The sequence below is a fragment of the Mesorhizobium sp. HAY1-8B genome (assembly GCF_056868045.1).
The window spans coordinates 2,773,034-2,790,119 of record NZ_CP200321.1; the positions used below are offsets into that span (position 1 = coordinate 2,773,034).

The 17,086-nt window shown below is 61.9% G+C and carries 15 protein-coding genes; 11 read left to right on the plus strand and 4 right to left on the minus strand.

Features of this window, described 5'->3' with window-relative positions; translation table 11 throughout:
- Positions 1-41 precede the first annotated feature (41 nt).
- From AC1VON_RS13070 to AC1VON_RS13105, 8 genes are all read left to right on the plus strand, one after another.
- Positions 42-1,103, plus strand: a complete 1,062-nt coding sequence (locus AC1VON_RS13070; protein ID WP_140775159.1) for an NADH:ubiquinone reductase (Na(+)-transporting) subunit F — start codon at positions 42-44, stop codon at positions 1,101-1,103.
- 47 nt (positions 1,104-1,150) lie between these two features.
- Complete coding sequence (locus AC1VON_RS13075) at positions 1,151-2,209, plus strand: aromatic/alkene monooxygenase hydroxylase subunit beta (protein ID WP_140610910.1); 1,059 nt, start codon at positions 1,151-1,153, stop codon at positions 2,207-2,209.
- Between the two features lie 17 nt (positions 2,210-2,226).
- The gene (locus AC1VON_RS13080; protein WP_056565037.1) at positions 2,227-2,598 is read left to right on the plus strand and encodes an MmoB/DmpM family protein; all 372 of its coding nucleotides are present in this window, start codon (positions 2,227-2,229) and stop codon (positions 2,596-2,598) included.
- 91 nt (positions 2,599-2,689) lie between these two features.
- The gene (locus tag AC1VON_RS13085) at positions 2,690-3,766 is read left to right on the plus strand and encodes an NAD(P)-dependent alcohol dehydrogenase (protein ID WP_483126326.1); all 1,077 of its coding nucleotides are present in this window, start codon (positions 2,690-2,692) and stop codon (positions 3,764-3,766) included.
- Between the two features lie 41 nt (positions 3,767-3,807).
- The gene (locus AC1VON_RS13090) at positions 3,808-4,830 is read left to right on the plus strand and encodes an amidohydrolase family protein (protein WP_172351752.1); all 1,023 of its coding nucleotides are present in this window, start codon (positions 3,808-3,810) and stop codon (positions 4,828-4,830) included.
- A gap of 5 nt (positions 4,831-4,835) precedes the next feature.
- Entirely contained in the window at positions 4,836-5,633 is a 798-nt protein-coding gene (locus AC1VON_RS13095; protein WP_056565031.1) for an iron-sulfur cluster assembly protein, read from the plus strand.
- Positions 5,634-5,710: 77 nt separating this feature from the next.
- Positions 5,711-7,342, plus strand: coding sequence for a molecular chaperone GroEL (gene groEL / locus AC1VON_RS13100; RefSeq protein WP_172351750.1), 1,632 nt, complete (start codon positions 5,711-5,713; stop codon positions 7,340-7,342).
- A gap of 38 nt (positions 7,343-7,380) precedes the next feature.
- Positions 7,381-8,424 (plus strand): NAD(P)-dependent alcohol dehydrogenase, encoded by a 1,044-nt coding sequence (locus tag AC1VON_RS13105; RefSeq protein WP_172351749.1) that lies wholly within the window; start codon positions 7,381-7,383, stop codon positions 8,422-8,424.
- Positions 8,425-8,529: 105 nt separating this feature from the next.
- On the opposite strand, the gene AC1VON_RS13110 is transcribed toward AC1VON_RS13105, so the two are convergent.
- Both AC1VON_RS13110 and AC1VON_RS13115 read right to left on the minus strand, forming a co-directional pair.
- Positions 8,530-10,608, minus strand: coding sequence for a sigma-54-dependent Fis family transcriptional regulator (locus AC1VON_RS13110; protein WP_483123110.1), 2,079 nt, complete (start codon positions 10,606-10,608; stop codon positions 8,530-8,532).
- 86 nt (positions 10,609-10,694) lie between these two features.
- Positions 10,695-11,168, minus strand: coding sequence for a hypothetical protein (locus AC1VON_RS13115; protein ID WP_483123114.1), 474 nt, complete (start codon positions 11,166-11,168; stop codon positions 10,695-10,697).
- A 335-nt stretch (positions 11,169-11,503) separates the two neighbouring features.
- Here AC1VON_RS13115 and AC1VON_RS13120 point away from each other — a divergent pair, with 335 nt between their 5' ends.
- Complete coding sequence (locus tag AC1VON_RS13120) at positions 11,504-12,604, plus strand: OmpA family protein (protein WP_483123117.1); 1,101 nt, start codon at positions 11,504-11,506, stop codon at positions 12,602-12,604.
- A 7-nt stretch (positions 12,605-12,611) separates the two neighbouring features.
- The gene (locus AC1VON_RS13125; RefSeq protein ID WP_483123120.1) at positions 12,612-13,850 is read left to right on the plus strand and encodes a caspase family protein; all 1,239 of its coding nucleotides are present in this window, start codon (positions 12,612-12,614) and stop codon (positions 13,848-13,850) included.
- Between the two features lie 102 nt (positions 13,851-13,952).
- Here AC1VON_RS13125 and AC1VON_RS13130 read toward each other — a convergent pair whose 3' ends face one another.
- The gene (locus AC1VON_RS13130) at positions 13,953-14,531 is read right to left on the minus strand and encodes a DUF6931 family protein (RefSeq protein ID WP_483123123.1); all 579 of its coding nucleotides are present in this window, start codon (positions 14,529-14,531) and stop codon (positions 13,953-13,955) included.
- A 189-nt stretch (positions 14,532-14,720) separates the two neighbouring features.
- Between AC1VON_RS13130 and AC1VON_RS13135 the strand changes: the two genes are divergently transcribed.
- Complete coding sequence (locus tag AC1VON_RS13135; protein ID WP_172351746.1) at positions 14,721-15,257, plus strand: OmpA family protein; 537 nt, start codon at positions 14,721-14,723, stop codon at positions 15,255-15,257.
- Between the two features lie 59 nt (positions 15,258-15,316).
- Here the strand turns inward: AC1VON_RS13135 and AC1VON_RS13140 are convergent, their stop codons facing one another.
- Positions 15,317-16,939 (minus strand): caspase family protein, encoded by a 1,623-nt coding sequence (locus tag AC1VON_RS13140; protein WP_483123129.1) that lies wholly within the window; start codon positions 16,937-16,939, stop codon positions 15,317-15,319.
- Positions 16,940-17,086 lie beyond the last annotated feature (147 nt).

Below are 17,086 nucleotides of genomic sequence, written 5' to 3' on the forward strand. Positions count from 1 at the left end.
GGGCGGGTTCGTCCCGCCCCTTGCTTTCACTGGAGGTCCGTATGTCGGAAACCCACACGGTCAGGCTCAGCCCAGTCGGTGTCGAGTTCGATGTCGAGAATGGCGAAACGGTGCTCAACGCCGCGTTTCGTCAGGGCATCGCGCTGCCGCACGGCTGCAAGGAAGGGCAGTGCTCGGCCTGCAAAAGCGTGCTGCTCGAAGGCGAAGTCGACATGCTGAAATACTCGACCTTCGCCCTGAACGACATGGAGAAGGAAAGCGGGCACGTCCTGTTGTGCCGTTGCATCGCCTACTCCGACCTGGAAGTCGAGCTTCTCAACTACGACGAGGAGATTCTGGCGAAGGCGATCGCCGTTAAAACGTACAAGGGCCGGATTGCTCGCATCGAGCAGCTGACCCACGACATTCGCGGCATCGAGATCGAACTCGGCTCGCCGATGAAGTTTTGGGCGGGGCAATATGTCGACATCACGGTTACCACGCAAAAAGGGGAGACGATTACGCGCTCGTTCTCCATGGCAAATACGCCGGACCAAACCCAAAAACTCTCCTTCATCATCAAAAAATACCCCGAAGGAAAGTTCTCGGGAGAACTCGATTCCGGAGGCATCAGGGCCGGAGCCGAAGTCACCGTCGTCGGACCCTACGGAACCTGCTTCCGCCGCGACGAACGGCAAGGACCACTGATCCTGGTCGGTGCCGGATCGGGCATGTCGCCGATCTGGTCGATCCTCAACGACCACCTGAAGAGCGGCGAGAAACGTCCGGTCTATTTCTTCTACGGCGCCCGCACCCGCAACGACCTGTTCTATCTCGACAGGATCGCCGAGCTGGTCGGCAATCATTCCGACGTCACCTTCATTCCCGTGCTGTCGCACGCCAATGACGACGCCGAATGGCAAGGCGAGCGTGGCTTCGTGCACCAGAGTGTCGATGCCAAGCTCAAGCAACTGGCGGTCGACGGGCAGGGCGATGTCCATGCCTGTGGCCCGCCGCCGATGATCGATGCGCTGCAGCCGGTGCTGTTCATGAACGGCTTCGAGACCGAGCGGATCTTCTTCGACAAGTTCACCACATCGGCAGGCGCAACGCCGGCCCATTGAGGGCGGTCGTGCCAAGCCAACCACAACTGCAACAAGGGAGAGAGACTATGCCTGCAACCTCGAGTTCAGTCGGTTCCGGAGCCGCTGGTGCCGCGATCTTCGCCGACTCCGACAGCCGGAAATACCGGTACTTCGAGCCGAAAGGCCAGCGTGCCACACACTACGAGGACATGACGGTCGACGTTCAGCCCGATCCGGAACGCTACCTGATCCAGGACTGGATCATCTCCTTCGCCGACGGCAAGGGCGCCTATGTCAAGCAGAACACCGCTGCCCAGAGCTCCAACTGGCACGCCTTCCGCGCCCCCGACCAGGAGTGGGAGCGCACGCATTATCAGCGCCAGTCGAAGATCGAGACGATGGTGCAGAGCGTCATCAACAATGCCCGCAAGTCGGGTGCGCCGAAGACCTTCGACAAGGCCTGGGTCAAGATCCTGCAGACGCAACTCGGCGCCTGGAAACATGCCGAATTCGGGCTCGGCACCTCGCTGATGCAGGCGCAGCGTTACGGCTACACCCAGATGATCAACAACGCGACGCTGACCAACTCGTCCTACAAGCTGCGGCTTGCCCAGGACATCACGCTCTACCTTGCCGAGATCGGCATGGACCTGCCGGGCTGGGACGACGAACTCGGCAAGAAGGCCTGGCTCGAGGACAAGAACTGGCAGGGCACGCGCGAAGCGGTCGAGACCATCATGGGCGCGACGGATTATCTCGAGCAGTATTTCGCCATCAACATCGTCTTCGAGCCGCTGGTCGGCGAGGTGTTCCGCTCCGGTTTCCTGATGCAGATCGCCGCCGCCAACCACGACTTCATCACGCCCGCGGTGATCTCGGCGGCCGAGGCGGACTACGAGCGCAACCTCGCCAACACGATCGACCTGATCCACATGCTCGCCAACGACGAGAAATACGGCGCGGCGAACAAGAAGCTCTTCCAGGGCTGGGTCAAGAAGCACGGCGCGCTCGCCGACAAGGCAGCCACCGGCCTGCAGCCGATCTGGTCGATGCCGCATTCCAAGCCCGTCGCGTTCGTCGATGTCCGTGCCAAATCCGAGGAACGGATTGGCCAGATCCTCGGCGAACTCGGCCTCAAGCGCTGAAACAGGAGAAAATCGTCATGTCACTATCTGCACGCGACGCAACGCATTCCAACATCTTCAAGGCGATGAAGGACATCACCTTCGAGCAGACGATTTCGCATCAGTGCGGCGTCACCATGAACGACTCGGTCGAGGCACGCGCCATTGCCGAATTCATGGGCCAGAAGCCTGGGGTGACCATCACCTATCAGCCGGCACTGATCCGCATCGACGGCGACGGCAAGCTGATCTTCAAGATGGACGCGATCGGTGAATATCTCGGCCGCGAGATGTCGGCCGAGACCTTCGAGGTCAACACCTCCACCCATTACGGCCGCATGGTTCGCGTCGACGACAACACCGTGATCCTGTTCGGCAACATGGACGAGATGTTCGAATACATCGAATAACCGCCAAAACCAGTGCCGGAAAAGCAGATGCTTTTCCGGCACTGAACCACGCAAGGTGATTGAGAATTGCCGGACTACAGAGGGAATACGAATGTCTTCGAAAATGAAAGCCGCGGTATTTGTCGAGAAAGGGCGCATTGTCCTTGAGGACAAGCCAATTCCCGATATCGGACCTCAGGACGCGCTTATTCGCGTAACCACCACGACCATTTGCGGAACCGATGTCCATATCCTCAAAGGCGAATATCCGGTCGCCAGAGGTCTGACGATTGGCCACGAGCCCGTTGGCATCATCGAGAAGCTCGGATCAAGCGTCAGCGGCTTCAAGGAGGGTCAGCGTGTCATCGCCGGCGCGATCACCCCTTCCGGCTGGAGCCATGCCTGCCTGTGCGGATGCGGTTCTCAGGATGGTGCCGGCACCAAGCATGGCTGGCAGGCAATCGGCGGCTGGAAGTTCGGCAATACCATTGACGGCTGCCAGGCCGAGTATGTCCGCGTGCCGGACGCGATGGCCAATCTGGCGCCCGTTGACGACGGGGTCACCGACGAGCAGGTGCTGATGTGCCCCGATATCATGTCCACCGGCTTCGCGGGCGCGGAAACCGGGGGTATCCGGATTGGCGATACCGTCGCGGTATTTGCCCAGGGACCGATCGGTCTTTGCGCGACCGCTGGCGCAAAGCTCATGGGCGCAACGACGATCATAGCCGTCGACACTGTGCCGGCTCGCCTGGAAATGGCACGCCGGATGGGCGCTGATATCGTCGTCGACTTCAAGAAGGAGAACCCCGTCGACGCCATCATGAGGTTGACGGACGGGCGCGGTGTCGACGTCGCGATCGAGGCATTGGGCACTCAGGCAACGTTCGAGTCCGCCCTGCGTGTCTTGCGTCCGGGCGGCGTGCTGTCCAGCCTCGGCGTCTACTCCTCCGATCTCAAGATTCCGCTCGATGCATTTGCCGCGGGCCTGGGCGACAAATCCATCCGGACGTCCCTTTGCCCCGGAGGCAAGGAGCGGATGCGCAGAATGCTGGGAGTGATCTCGGCAGGCCGGGTCGATCTCGGCGGCCTGGTCACGCACCGCTTCAAACTCGACCAGATCGAGGACGCTTATGAGCTGTTCGCGAACCAGCGCGACGGCGTCCTCAAGGTCGCAATCACAATCTAACCCGCAGCCATTCAAAGCAACCCATTCGCGTGGAGGAAAACATGTACAGAACACCGGAAGGCAAGGACATCTTCATAGTCGACGGCCACACCCATTTCTGGGACGGCAGCCCGGAAAACCAGAAGAACATCCACGGCAAGCAGTTCATCGAGTGCTTCTATGCCTACCACACGGGCTTGAGCCCCAAGGAGCAGCTGTGGGAGAAGAGCAAGTTCGAGAAGTACAGCGCCGACGATCTCTATCGCGACCTGTTCATCGACGGTCCCGACGATGTGGCGATCGTCCAGTCGACCTATCTCAAGGACTTCTACAAGAACGGCTTCAACACGATCGAGCGCAATGCCGAGGTGGCCAAGCGCTACCCCGAACGTTTCATCGTCAACGGCGCCTTCGATCCGCGCGATGGTGAGAAGGCGCTGGAATACATCCACTTCCTCAAGGAGACCTACAACGTCAAGGGCGTGAAGATGTACACGGCCGAGTGGAACGGCGCCTCCAAGGGCTGGAAGCTCACCGATCCCGATGCCTACAAATGCTTCGAGCTCTGCGACAAACTCGGCATCAGGAACATTCACGTCCACAAGGGCCCGACGATCCTGCCGCTCTCGAAGGATGCGTTCGACGTTCATGACGTCGATCATGCGGCGACGGATTTCCAGGGCCTCAACTGGATCATCGAGCATTGCGGCCTGCCGCGCCTCGACGATTTCTGCTGGATCGCGACGCAGGAAACCAACGTCTATGGCGGCTTGGCGGTGGCACTGCCCTTTATCCACGCACGCCCGCGCTATTTCGGCGAGGTCATCGCCGAGCTTCTGTTCTGGCTCGGGCCGGAGAAGATCCTGTTCGGTTCAGATTACGCGATCTGGACGCCACGCTGGCTGGTCGAGAAATTCTGGGCCTACCAGATCCCGCAGGACATCGCCGCCGAACGGGGTGTGCAGCTGACCGACGAGATCAAGGAGAAGATCCTCGGCCTCAACGCGGCGCGCCTCTACAACATCGATATCGAAGCCAAGAAGAAGGCGCTCGCCAGCTCGCCTTTCAGCATCGCGGCGGAGTAGGGGCCATGGCAACCGCCACCGTTTCCGGCGACCGCCAGAAGGAACTCTGGCGGCGCCTTGGTGAGGTCAATGACCCTGAACTCGACGAACCCATCACCGAGATGGGTTTCGTCGAGCGGGGCGAGGTGAAGGGCGATGGCAGCGTGGAGATAGATTTCCGGCTGCCGACCTACTGGTGCTCGCCCAACTTCGCGTTCCTGATGCTGGACGGTGTGCGCAAGGCACTCGACCAGCTTTCCTGGTCACCGGCCTATCGCGTCAAGCTGCACGATCACATGTTCGCCGAAGAGGTCAATCGCGGCATGGAGGCGGGCAAGGCGTTCGGCGACATCTTCGCCGTGCTTGCCGAGGATCAGGATCTCGGCGCCTTGCGCGAAACCTTCGCGATGAAGGCCTTCAAGCGGCGACAGGAGGCACTTCTGCGCGGCCTCAAGGCGCACGGTCTCACCGATCGCGAAATCCTCGGCATGGACCTGCCGGCATATGACGTCGCGCGTTTCGAGCCGGGCGAGGCAGCCAAACAGAAGCCGAGATACCGGGCGGCCCTGCTTGAGCGTTTTCCCGGCCGCAGGGCGGACGAACCCGTTTTCGTGACCTGGGAAGGGCGACCCGTACCGCCTGCCGCACTCAGCGCCTACCTCGCCGAATTGCGCGGTGTGCGCATCAACATGGAGTTCAACGGCGCGCTGTGCCGGGGACTCAAGCAGACCAGATACAAGGAACTGGATGTGGTCGACGGCGAACCGACGTTGGTCGATTTCATCATGGATCGCGTGCCGGTGCGAGTCGCACCAACCGCTTGAAGCAGAGCCGACAGCAACGGCCTCCCTTGCACGAGGCCCCTAACCAACAACCCGCCCGTAAGGCGGAAGGAGGAACCATGCCCAAGATAATGCTTCATAATTCCGAAGCTCGCCGCGCTCTCGCCCGTGGCGTCTTCCGGCTCGCCGCCGCCGTCGAGCCGACGCTCGGCCCTAAAGGCATGAACGCCATGATCGACCGGCCGATCGGCACGCCGATGGTGACCCGCGATGGTGTCAGCATCGCCTCCGAGATCGAGCTGCACGACCGTTTCGAAAACATGGGCGCGCAAGTCGTCCGCGAAGTATCGATGCAGACCAACGAGGTCGCCGGCGATGGCACCACGACGGCCATCGTGCTCGCCAATGCGCTGATCCAGGGCGGCGTCGAAGCGAACGAGCGCGGGGTGAAGTCCGTCGATCTGTGCAAAGGCATCGACCTTGCCGTGGCGGCGGTGGTGGCCGCGCTCAAGACTTCCGCCAAGCCCGCCAAGGGCAACGGCATCCTGGCGTCGGTCGCCAACATAGCGGCGACCAACGCCAAGCTTGGCGCCCTGGTGGCGGAGGCGCATCAGCGGGTGGGTGCCGAAGGCGTCATCACCACCGATTTCAGTGTCACCACCGAAACCACGCTCGACGTCGTCGAGGGCATGTCCTTCGAACGCGGCTATCTCTCGCATCACATGGTGACCGACCAGGAGAAGATGGAGGCGGTTCTCGAACGGCCCTACATCCTGATGACCGACCTCAAGATCAAGGAGCCGGGACAGCTCGATGCGGTTCGCCGCATTGCCGACGAGGATGGCCGGCCGTTGCTGATCGTATCCGAGGAGATGTCGCCGGAAGTGGTGGTGACGCTGCTCGGCAAGCAGGGGCCGGGACGATACCTCGTCGTTCATCCGCCGGAATATGGCCATTGGCGCAAGGCGATGATGGAGGATCTGGCCATCATCACCGGCGGCAAGGTGATCGCGCGCGATCTCGGCGGCCGGCTCGAGGATGTCACCGCCGAGGATCTCGGAACCGCCGACCGGGTGAAGACCAGTTCGTCCTACACCTCGATCATTCGCGGCGGCGGCGACCATGCGGCGATCGCCTCGCGCCGTGCCCAGGTTCAGCGGCAGTATGAAGCCTCGCAGCCGAACATCGACCAGGACAAGCTGCGCGAACGCCTGGCCAAGCTCTCGGGTGGCACCGCGATCCTCTATGCCGGCGGCGTCACGCCGGTCGAGCAGAAGCGGACCATTCAGTTGATCGAGGATTCCTTGAATGCGGTGCGCGCCGCATCCGAAGAGGGCGTGGTCGCCGGCGGCGGCTCGGCACTCGCACAGATCGCGCCGTTGCTCGACAAGGTGGTGGCCGGGGTCGACGGCGACGTCGCCGAGGGCGTGCGCCTGGTGCGCTCGGTCCTGACACGACCGCTCTGGCGCATCGCCGCCAATGCCGGCGCCGATCCCGAAGCCGTGGTGGTCGAGGTCACCCGCATCAACGGCGGCTATGGCTACAACGCATCGACCGGCGCCTACCAGAACATGTTCGAGGCGGGGATCATCGATCCGGTTCGTGTCACCTACACCGCGCTCGCCAACGCGGCGTCGGTGGCGACGCTGATCCTGACCACCGAAACGCTGATTGGCGACCTCGCCGAGGATGAGGATCCGACGGCCGGTCCGGCGCGCGGCGGCGGCTCGGAAAAGCTCGGCCGCGCCTGAAGCAATCCAGACAATCTCGACGTTGAAGGAATACGACGATGAAAGCTGCCAGACTCTACGAATACGACCCGAAAATGAACGTCCAGCTCAAGATCGAGGAGGTCAAGGCGCCGACAATCACCGCACCCGACGAGGTGATTGTACGGGTGGGCGCCGCCGGTCTCTGTCGCACCGACCTGCACATCATCGAGGGTGTTTGGAAGCCGACCATGGATCCCGAGGGCACGCTTTTGCCCTACATCATGGGTCACGAAAATGCCGGCTGGGTCGAAGAGGTCGGCAGCGGCGTCAAATCGGTCAAGCGCGGCGATGCGGTTATCTGCCATCCCTTTCGCTCATGCGGCATCTGCCTCAACTGCCGCCATGGCGAGGACATGTATTGCGACAACGGCCAATTCCCTGGCCTTGGCATGAATGGCGGCTTCGCCGAATACTTCATCACCAGCGAACGCTCGCTGATCAAGCTCAACGCCAACATCACGCCGATCGAGGTGGCACCGCTGGCCGATGCCGGCATTACCGCCTACCGCGCCGCCAAACGCGCCGCCAAGCTGCTGCGGCCGGGGAGTTATTGCGTGCTGCTCGGCATAGGCGGGCTCGGCCACATCGCGTTGCAATCGCTGCACGCGATCTCGGGTTGCCGCATCATCGCCGTCGATCGCGAACCGGCAGCACGGGTGCTGGCCAAGGATCTGGGTGCCGACTTCATCCTTGATGGCGGGCCAAACGTCATCGAGGAGGTCAGCCAGATCACCGGCGGCGGCGCGCATGTGGTCATCGACTTCGTCGGCGAACTCGGCGTCGAGAACATCTGCTGGAAGATGGTGCGCAAGGGTGGGCAATTGTTCGTCGTTGGCTATGGCGGCAACATCAATGTGCCGACCGCGCATCTCGTCATCGAGGAGATCAACATCGGCGGCAGCCTGGTCGGCAATTTCACCGAGCTTGTCGAACTGATGGAGCTCAACGCCGACGGCAAGGTGAAGATGCACTACACCGAATACAATCTCGCCAGCATCAACACCGCGCTCGACGATTTCAAGAACCGGCGGTTCACCGGGCGTGGCGTCATCGTTCCCTGACGCCCGGCCGGAATGCAGGCGTAGGCCGATCGCCAGTCCGATCCATCGGCCGCAATTCCCCCAACCCCATGGCGCGAATGCCGTGGGGTTCTTTTTTGCTGCGTGTCAGAGGAACCCGCGCCGGATGCCGTACTGGCCGAGCTTGCGATAGAGCGTCGGCCGCGAAATGCCGAGTCTCAGCGCAACCTTGCTGAGATTGCCGCTCTCCGCGACAAGCGCATTCTTGATCGCTTGGCGTTCGGCATCCTCGAAGGTGCATACGGGTGCTTCGAGCATGGTCGCGGGATGGTCGCCGTGCATGGCCATGGTGTCGCGATTGCCCGCGCTGATTTCCCCGGGAAGGTCCTGGAGGTCGATCGTGCCGCCGCGCGCCAGTATATGCAGGCGCTCAACCAGGTTCTTCAATTCGCGCACATTTCCTGGCCAGCGATAGGCCAGCAGCGCGTCGAGGGCGTCGTTTGAAAACTCCAGCGGGTCGTTGCCGGCCAGCTTCGCGATCTGCCGGTTGAAATGCTCGACCAGCAGCAGCACGTCGTCGCCGCGTTCGCGCAACGCCGGGACATGGATCGAGACCGCACCGATGCGGTAATAGAGATCGCTGCGGAAGCGCCCGGACGCCACTTCCTGCTTGAGGTCGCGGTTGGTCGAGGCGACCAGCCGCACATCCACCGGCCGGCCCCTGGAGTTGCCGATGCGGTGGACGACACGTTCCTCCAGGACACGCAACAGGAAGGGCTGGATTTCGAGCGGCAACTCGCCGATTTCGTCAAGGCTGAGCACGCCGCCATTGGCGAGTTCGAAGATGCCCGGCTTGCCCTCGCGCGAAGCTCCGGTGAACGCGCCGCCGACGTGGCCGAACAATTCGCTGCCGAACAGCTCCTTGGTGATCGCGCCACAGTTCATGGCTATGAAAGGGTCGTTTTCAGTGCGTCGGCTGCCGGCATGGACAAGCCGGGCAAACAGTTCTTTTCCGACGCCCGTTTCACCTTCTATCAGCAACGAGGTGACACCGTTCGAGCCGGCTACCCGGGAGGCGACATCGACGGCAGCCAGCAATTTTTCACTTTCGCCGACGATCATCGCCGCGGCTGTCCGCAGGTGCTTGTTTTCCTCTCGGCGGATCACCGTCATGCTCGAGACGGCCGGCACCGATGGAAACACCAGAGCCGCGCCACGAAGATCGCCGTCAAGCTTCAGCGGTGTGACATGGCAGGATCGCAGATGCGCCGGCAACGCGTTGGCGAGATCGGTCTCGGATCCGGAGGCCGGCAGGTTCATCAGCCATCGGCCACGCCCCGGTTCCATCGGGCCGTCCATCATCTCTGTCGTGTCGCCATTGGGCACGTTGTTGCAGAAGATCGCGCGGCCACGATGATCGACGATCACCAACCCATCTTTGCGGCGATAGCTGGGTGCCGAGGAAATGAAGGCTTCGAGCAGGCGCGTGCGCTGCTCCTGCTGCTGTTCGGCCAAGGCCTTTTCGATCTGCCTGGCGGTGGCCGCGACCAGCGCCGTGTTGTGCGGCCGGAAGATCGGCGAATAGCCCGACAGGTCGACAACGCCGATGATCTTGCCGTCCAGGGGATCGCGGATCGGCGCGCCGGCGCAGGTCCAGGATTTGATGCCGGCGCAGAAATGTTCGGCGGCATGGACGAAAATCGGCTCTCCAGTCCACAGCGCGGTGCCGATGCCGTTGGTTCCAACGGCATCCTCGTTCCATTTGCCGCCGATGCCCAGATGAATGTCCTGGCCGTCATGCAGGGTCTTCTTGTCACCGATCGCGTCGATGAGCACGCCGTCGCTGTCGGCGAGCACCAGCATGGCTCCCGTCCCCTCCAGCAACGGGCCAAGGGACGCAAACGATCGCCGCGCCGCCGAAAGCAGCTCGGCGTTGGCGCGGGTCAGATATTCGATCTCGTCACGGTCGCTGTTGAGCGGCGCCTCGATGCCTTGAGCGTTGATGCCACCGGTGGCGCTACGGTACCAGGAATCGTGGATCAGCGAGCGGACATGGACCGGATCGCGGGCGCACTTCGGCGCGTCAGCCAGAAAACTTTCCCAAGCGCGCATGGTGGCGCGCTCGTCATAGTCGATGTTGTCCAGAACCAACTGTCCGGTGGCCATCGACGCACGCGACGGAATAGCCTTTGTCTTCATCTGATCGGGGCCGCTCGCGTGTCTCATTCAGTCATCACAGTACCTTTTGAGGTATGCCATTTCTGTATGCTGTCGCGGATTGGGCATGCTCAGCGACGCCCAACAGCCTGCCGTCAGTCGATGCCGAGTTTCGCGCCGATGTCGGCTGCAAGCTGCTCCTCGGTGTAAGTCGCGGTCAGCCGGGACCCGTCCAACTCGGTGAGCGCCTCACCGATGGCTTCGTCGACTGGCGAGAAAAAGCCGTTCTGCTTTGTTCCCAGAACGAAGATCTGCTCTCCATCCCGATTGCGGATATCGCCGATATGATGAAGCTGGCGGCCGGTATTCTGGTCCTTGGAGATCACACGGCCATTCATGGTGACGCGGATGGACGGCTTGGCCTCGGTCACGGTGGCCGTGCTGCCGCCAACGTGGATGATCAGGCCTTCAGCCTTGGGTTGCTGGCGTGGCTTCCTGGAAGCCGAATAGCCGCCGCCACTGATCTGGTCGGCAAGTCGAACGATGGTCGAACGGTTCTGCTCGATCAGCCGCTTGACCTGAACATCCTCACGACGCGGGCCGTCCCGCTTGGAGATGATCTCGACCATGAATCCTCCCAGATTCGTCAGCTTGGCGGTGCCGCAGGTACGGTCATTCTTATGTGCGGCGGAACCCTACACTGCCATCGCCAGATGCGCCATTCACAATAGGTAGCGCCGAAATTCATGTCGCTGGTAGCAGGTGGCTGCTACACGGGATTTCCGGCGCTCCGGCGCGCCGCGGTTGACTTGGTGCAGCCACACCCGCTCGCCACCATTTGGCCCGCCAATTTCGCAGCGGACCTCGACCGGAAGACTGGCTGCTCGCCAAAAGGGTACAAGTGCTCTATACTTCAATTGCGTTCGCGCGAAGTAGGTACGGTTGTCCTGGGCAGGGGCGTTCCATGTTCGAAGTCGTCGCATTCCGGTGGAGAACGGGTTTTGGGAACCTCACCATAAGGGCCCTTGGCCTGATCGTCGCTTTCTCGGGGCTGTTGCTGTTCGGATCGCAAACCGCGGGCGCCGCGCCGAACTGGACGCTCGATCCCACCGCTTCGGTGATCACCTACCAGTCGGTCAAGAAGAACACGATCGTCGAGACCAACAAGATCAGGAACATCACCGGCACGCTGAGCTCGGCGGGTGATGCCAAGGTCACGTTCGACCTCAATTCGGTCGATACCGGCGTCGATCTGCGCAACGTTCGCATGCGCTTCCTGTTCTTCGAGACATTCAAGTACCCGACCGCCGAGCTTACGGCGAAGGTGGATCCCGCCGCATTCGCCGACCTCGCGACAAAGCGCAGGATGAAGGCAACGCTGCCGTTCCGCGTCAATCTGCACGGCGTCGACAAGGACCTCGAGGCCAGCGTCGTCGTCACCATGATCAGCGACACCATGGTGTCGGTTGCGTCGGAGGCTCCGGTCGCGGTCCATGTCGAGGATTTCGGCCTGCTGCCGAACATCGACAAGCTGCAGCAGGCCGCCAACGTCACCAACATCGTGCCCACCGCGTCGGTATCGTTCGATTTCGTATTTACCGCCGATGGCAGCAAGCCGGCCGCCACCCAGGTTGCGGCGGCGAGTTCGGCCGATGTGGGTCCGGTTGCCACGGATGCCGCCAAGGCGAACTTCAGCGACGAGGAATGCCTGAACAGGTTCGCCGTGCTCTCGCGCACCGGCGCCATCTATTTTCGGCCTGCCAGTGCGCGGCTCGATGCGAAAAGCCGCCCCTTGCTGACCGAGGTTGAAGGCGTCGTCGGAAAATGCCCGAGCCTGAAGGTCGAGGTCTCCGGTTATACCGATTCAGATGGATCGCCGGAGGCGAACAAGCTGTTGTCGGAGCGCCGGGCCCAGGCGGTTGCGGATGCGTTGGTTGCCGCCGGCGTCCCGCGCAACCAGGTCAGTTCCGCGGGTTATGGCGAGGAGCGGCCGGTTGCCGCCAACGATACCCCCAAGAACAAGGCGCTCAATCGGCGGATCGAGTTTTCCGCCACCAAGCTTTGAGGTCGCGGTGAAGTCCGATCCGATCGCCCGTTGCGGTGGCTTCTTTCGCGCTGCCTGTCTCGCGGCGCTCGCCTTGCTGTTGACTTTGACGGGCGCCAGCGCCGAGCGCCGCGTGGCGCTTGTCCTCGGCAACGCCCAGTACCAGCACGCGGCGGCGCTCGCCAATCCGGTGCGCGACGCCCAGGCCATGGCTGAACGCTTGAAGAAGCTCGACTTCGAGGTCGTTTCCGGCTTCGACGAGACCAAATTGCAGACGCAGGCGACGATCGCCCAGTTTGCAAAACAGGTGCGCGGTGCCGACATCGCACTCTTCTTCTACGCCGGCCACGGCTTGCAGGTTTCGGGCAAGAACTACCTGCTTCCGGTCGACGCCGCGCTGGAGGACGAGACCTCTCTCGACTTCGAGGCTGTGTCGGTTGATTTCGTTTTACGACAGATGTCGCGGGAGACCAGCATCAGGCTGGTGTTTCTCGACGCCTGCCGTGACAATCCTCTCGCCGAGGCGCTGGCCAAGACCGCGGGCGTCAACGGCGCGAGCAGCGGCCTGGCCGAGATCCCGATCGAGAATGGAGGCGCCGGCACGCTCGTCGCCTTCGCCGCCAGCCCCAATCAGCTCGCCTATGACGGGTCGGGTGAGCACTCGCCCTTCACCGCGGCGTTGCTTCAGCACATCGGCGAATCCAACGTCTCCATCACCGAGGCCATGAACAGGGTCACCAGCGCTGTTTTCAAGGCAACCGCCGGCAAGCAGCGCCCCTGGATCAACGTTTCGCTGACCACGGAGGTCGTCCTGCACAAGGTCGATCTCAATGCGCCATTGATCGTTGGCGAGGCGAGCGCGCCTCAGGCGGAAAGCGGCTCCGAAGCGCGCAACACCGGCGCGGCGGCGAACCAGGGCGATGACCAGCTTGCGCTCGATGTGCTGCGTCAGAAGATCCCCAAGCTGGCGTCGGATGCCCCGATCCTTTTCGATCATCCGATCGACTTCGGCGATGCGGCGATCGACGGCAAAAGCATCGCCGAACTGATCAAGGGCAAGCCGCTGTTCAGTCCAGTGGAGGGGTTGGACAAGTCGGTATGGGAGGGCAAGCACTGCGACGGCTGCCACGAATGGAACGAGGCCCGGCTGTGTGATCAGGCGAAGAATTTTGCCGCCAACGATGTCTCGGTGCTGCGCCTGCAACATCCCCTGGGCACACGCTTCAAGGTGGCGCTTGCCAAATGGGCGCAGGGCGGCTGCAAATAGGCAGGAAGGGGACGGCGTCCATCCGATCGGGATGCGGCTCTAACTCTTTGTTTTGACGCAATTCCTGTGGGCAAACCGTTTCACACTTTTCCTGGAATTGCCCTAAAAGGCATCTTCCGATTGGCGCAACGCCTCGATCTCGGCCATCTGGATGCCCATGTCGACAAATGCCGAAAGAACGGCAAACCGGTCCGTGAGGGCGACACGGGCCAGTCCGGCCAGTATCCCGGCATTGACTGCATGGGCAGCTGGAAATGGTTGCAAGGCCGCTACCTCGGTCGTGGCCATGGCCGAGCCGTTGTCACGCCATCCGGCGGCGAGAGCAATCCAGCCGACCGGCGTTGTCGGTGGTGCCGCCGCGGCTTTGCCGACGGTTGCCCGATGGCGGGGATTGTCCGGTTCACCCACCCAGTCGCGAACATGCGCAAGCAGTTCCTGATCGGTTCCATCGAACAGGTCGGTCAGGTGGCTCAGGCATTCATGCGCCCACCAGATCGCGGCCCGCTCGGGAAGCAGGTAGGCACAAAAGGTAATAGCTTCCTCGGGAACGCGCCCGGCAAGGAGGTCGCGGCAAAACGTGATCGAGTTCTGTTCGGTTGGAGGGGTTCCCATGTCCCTGGCAATGGCGGGACAAGCCATGAAAAGATCCCGTGCCGTTTTGAATCGGAGCCCATTGGCCATGACCGCCACGCTTTCATCAAGAAACCTTGGCCACTCAAGCCTCAGGCGCGGCGCGGGTCAAGCCTGAACCTGTGATGCCGCGGGACCCGTCGGCACTATCGTGCCCCAGCGTTTATCGACAGACAATCGCCTTGGAATTTGATATCATCACGATCGTCGAAATCGGATGCTCAAACAGGAGTAACCGCTATGCAGTGGGGCAGTACAGCCTTTGTGTTGGCGGTCGTGTTTTTCTCGACCCACGCTTCCGCCGACCCCGTTCAGAAATCAGAAGACATCGTGAAGTTTTTTGCCGGCGCGGCCGATCTTGGCAAATCGCGAGGAATTTGTGTCGGCACCGAGGAGGAGTGCAAAAGCAAGAGCAAGGCAAAGGACGGGCCGGCCGAAAAATCCAGCCTCGATATGCTGATCAATTTCGGATTGGATTCGGCCGCGCTCGACACCACCGCGCGCGCTGAACTCGACGAGTTCGCCAAGGCACTCAAGGACAGCAGGCTGAGCACTTTCAGCTTCGTCGTCGAAGGCTACACCGACGCCACCGGCACGGTGCATTACAACGAAGGCTTGTCGCAACGACGAGCGCAATCGGTGGCTGCCTTCCTGACGGCCAAGGGAATCGAGGCGGCCCGCATCGACGCGATCGGCATGGGCGAAAAGAATCCACGCAGCCCCAACCCGTACGATCCGGTCAACCGCCGCGTGGAAATGCGGATAAAGACGCAGTAGCGCGCTAAACGAATCCCAGGAAAAGTGCGTAGCGCTTTTCCTGGTAATTTCTCTAACCGTCACGGCTTGAGCACGCCGCCCACCGCCACTCCTGTCCCGAAGATCAGAGCCTTGGTCAGGAAGTCGTTGTTGTCGCGGGGTGGTGGCAGATCCTCCTCCCGCGCGATCGTTTCGCGGTAGCGCCGCTTCTGAACGACCTGTTGTTTTTTGCGGGGTTTCTGAACCGCCGGTTTCTGGGTGCGGGCCTTTTGCACCACCTGCTTTTTCAGCCCCGCCGCACGGGCTTGATCGGCAGCGTATCTGGCGCGCACGGCTTCCATCATCGGGTCTGTCTGGATCACCAGGAACGCCAGTTGCTCCCGCGTCAGATAGGTGGTCTGCGGCAGGCCGTTCTCGACTTGCCAGATACCGATTGCTTGCCGGGTCTTGGGCCCGATGTTTCCGTCAACGCGCCCAAGTTCGTTGCCCAGCGCTTCGATGCGCAATTGCAGGTCGATGCGACCCTCGCGATCAAGACCAATGGCGCTTTCCGTCAACTCGGTGCCCGGTGTTTGCTTCACCTCGTCGGGGACGCTCACCGAGGTGCGCACGGCAGAGCCGGAACTGGCGTTGGCCTGATCGGTATCAAGTGCCGCGACCTGCCGGTTTTGCGCTTTCGGGTCGTTCAATTCGTCGATGTTCAGCCGCGCCACGGTGGCGAAGCGGCCGTTCGGAAACTGGTCGAGATAGGCCTCGTAGAACGGAATTGAATTGCGCTTCGAAGCTTCATCCCAAAGACGTTGCTCGACCTCCCAAGAGGGCGGATCACTGGCAACAGGGGCGGGAGCCGATGTCGCTCCGGCATTCGATGCATCGGCCGCTGGATTTACAGCAGGCGCCTCTGCCGCGACGGGTTTTCCAATGAACACCTCGCGCCCCAGCGACGCGTTGTGCCATGGCCGCTGGCGACCTTGCGTGGTCTCGCTCACTTCGCCGCGCACGCGCGTCAAAGCGCTCTGGATCTCGACGCCGGGCTCGGTCAGGTGTCTGGCGAGTGCGGTGGAGTAGGGACTGTTGACGCCGTTGCCGTCGAAAGCGATGGCGCCCGGATCCGTGGCATATGCAATCAGGATGCCGCCTGTTCCAACGCCCTCGGATTTGGCTTCGATCGGTGCCAGGCCGGACCCCAGCGAGCGCGACTTCGGCAGCGAGGCAGCCAGCGTCCTGGCGAGTGGATTGTCGCGGCAGGCATCGAGGATGATGACGCCGACCGCCGGGTCGGAGGGCAACGCCGCCATGAACTCGTCGATCTGGACGGTGCGTGTCTTGAGATAGGCGGGCGACGTCAACTCGGCGTCGACCGGAATGAGAAAATTCTTGCCGTCGACCTGCATGCCGTGACCGGCGTAGAAAATCACCGCGAGGTCGGCGTCGTAGGATTGCTCGGTGAACCGGCTGATGAGGCTGTGCATGCCGGCATTGTCCTGGTCGACCCCCTCGATCACCTCGAAGCCGGCGTTGCGCAGCGTCGATGCGATGAGGTGGGCATCGTTGGCCGGGTTGGGCAAGGTAACCGCATGGACATATTTGCTGTTGCCGATCACCAGCGCGACGCGCTTGGCCTCAGGCACCGCAGCCTCGGCGCTGAAAACGGCAAGGAAAAAAAGGGAAATCCCGCTCAGAAATATTGCGAACGCTTTCATGGACCAGCCCTCCGCCGATTTGGGCGCACTGTTGATGTCTGCGTATGCTAAATTTCATCAGCGACAGCGTCGCTGGTGCCGAAACATGGCTCTTGGGCATATGTGATCTTAACCACAATTTTGGTTCACAACGGCCCGAAAAAGGTC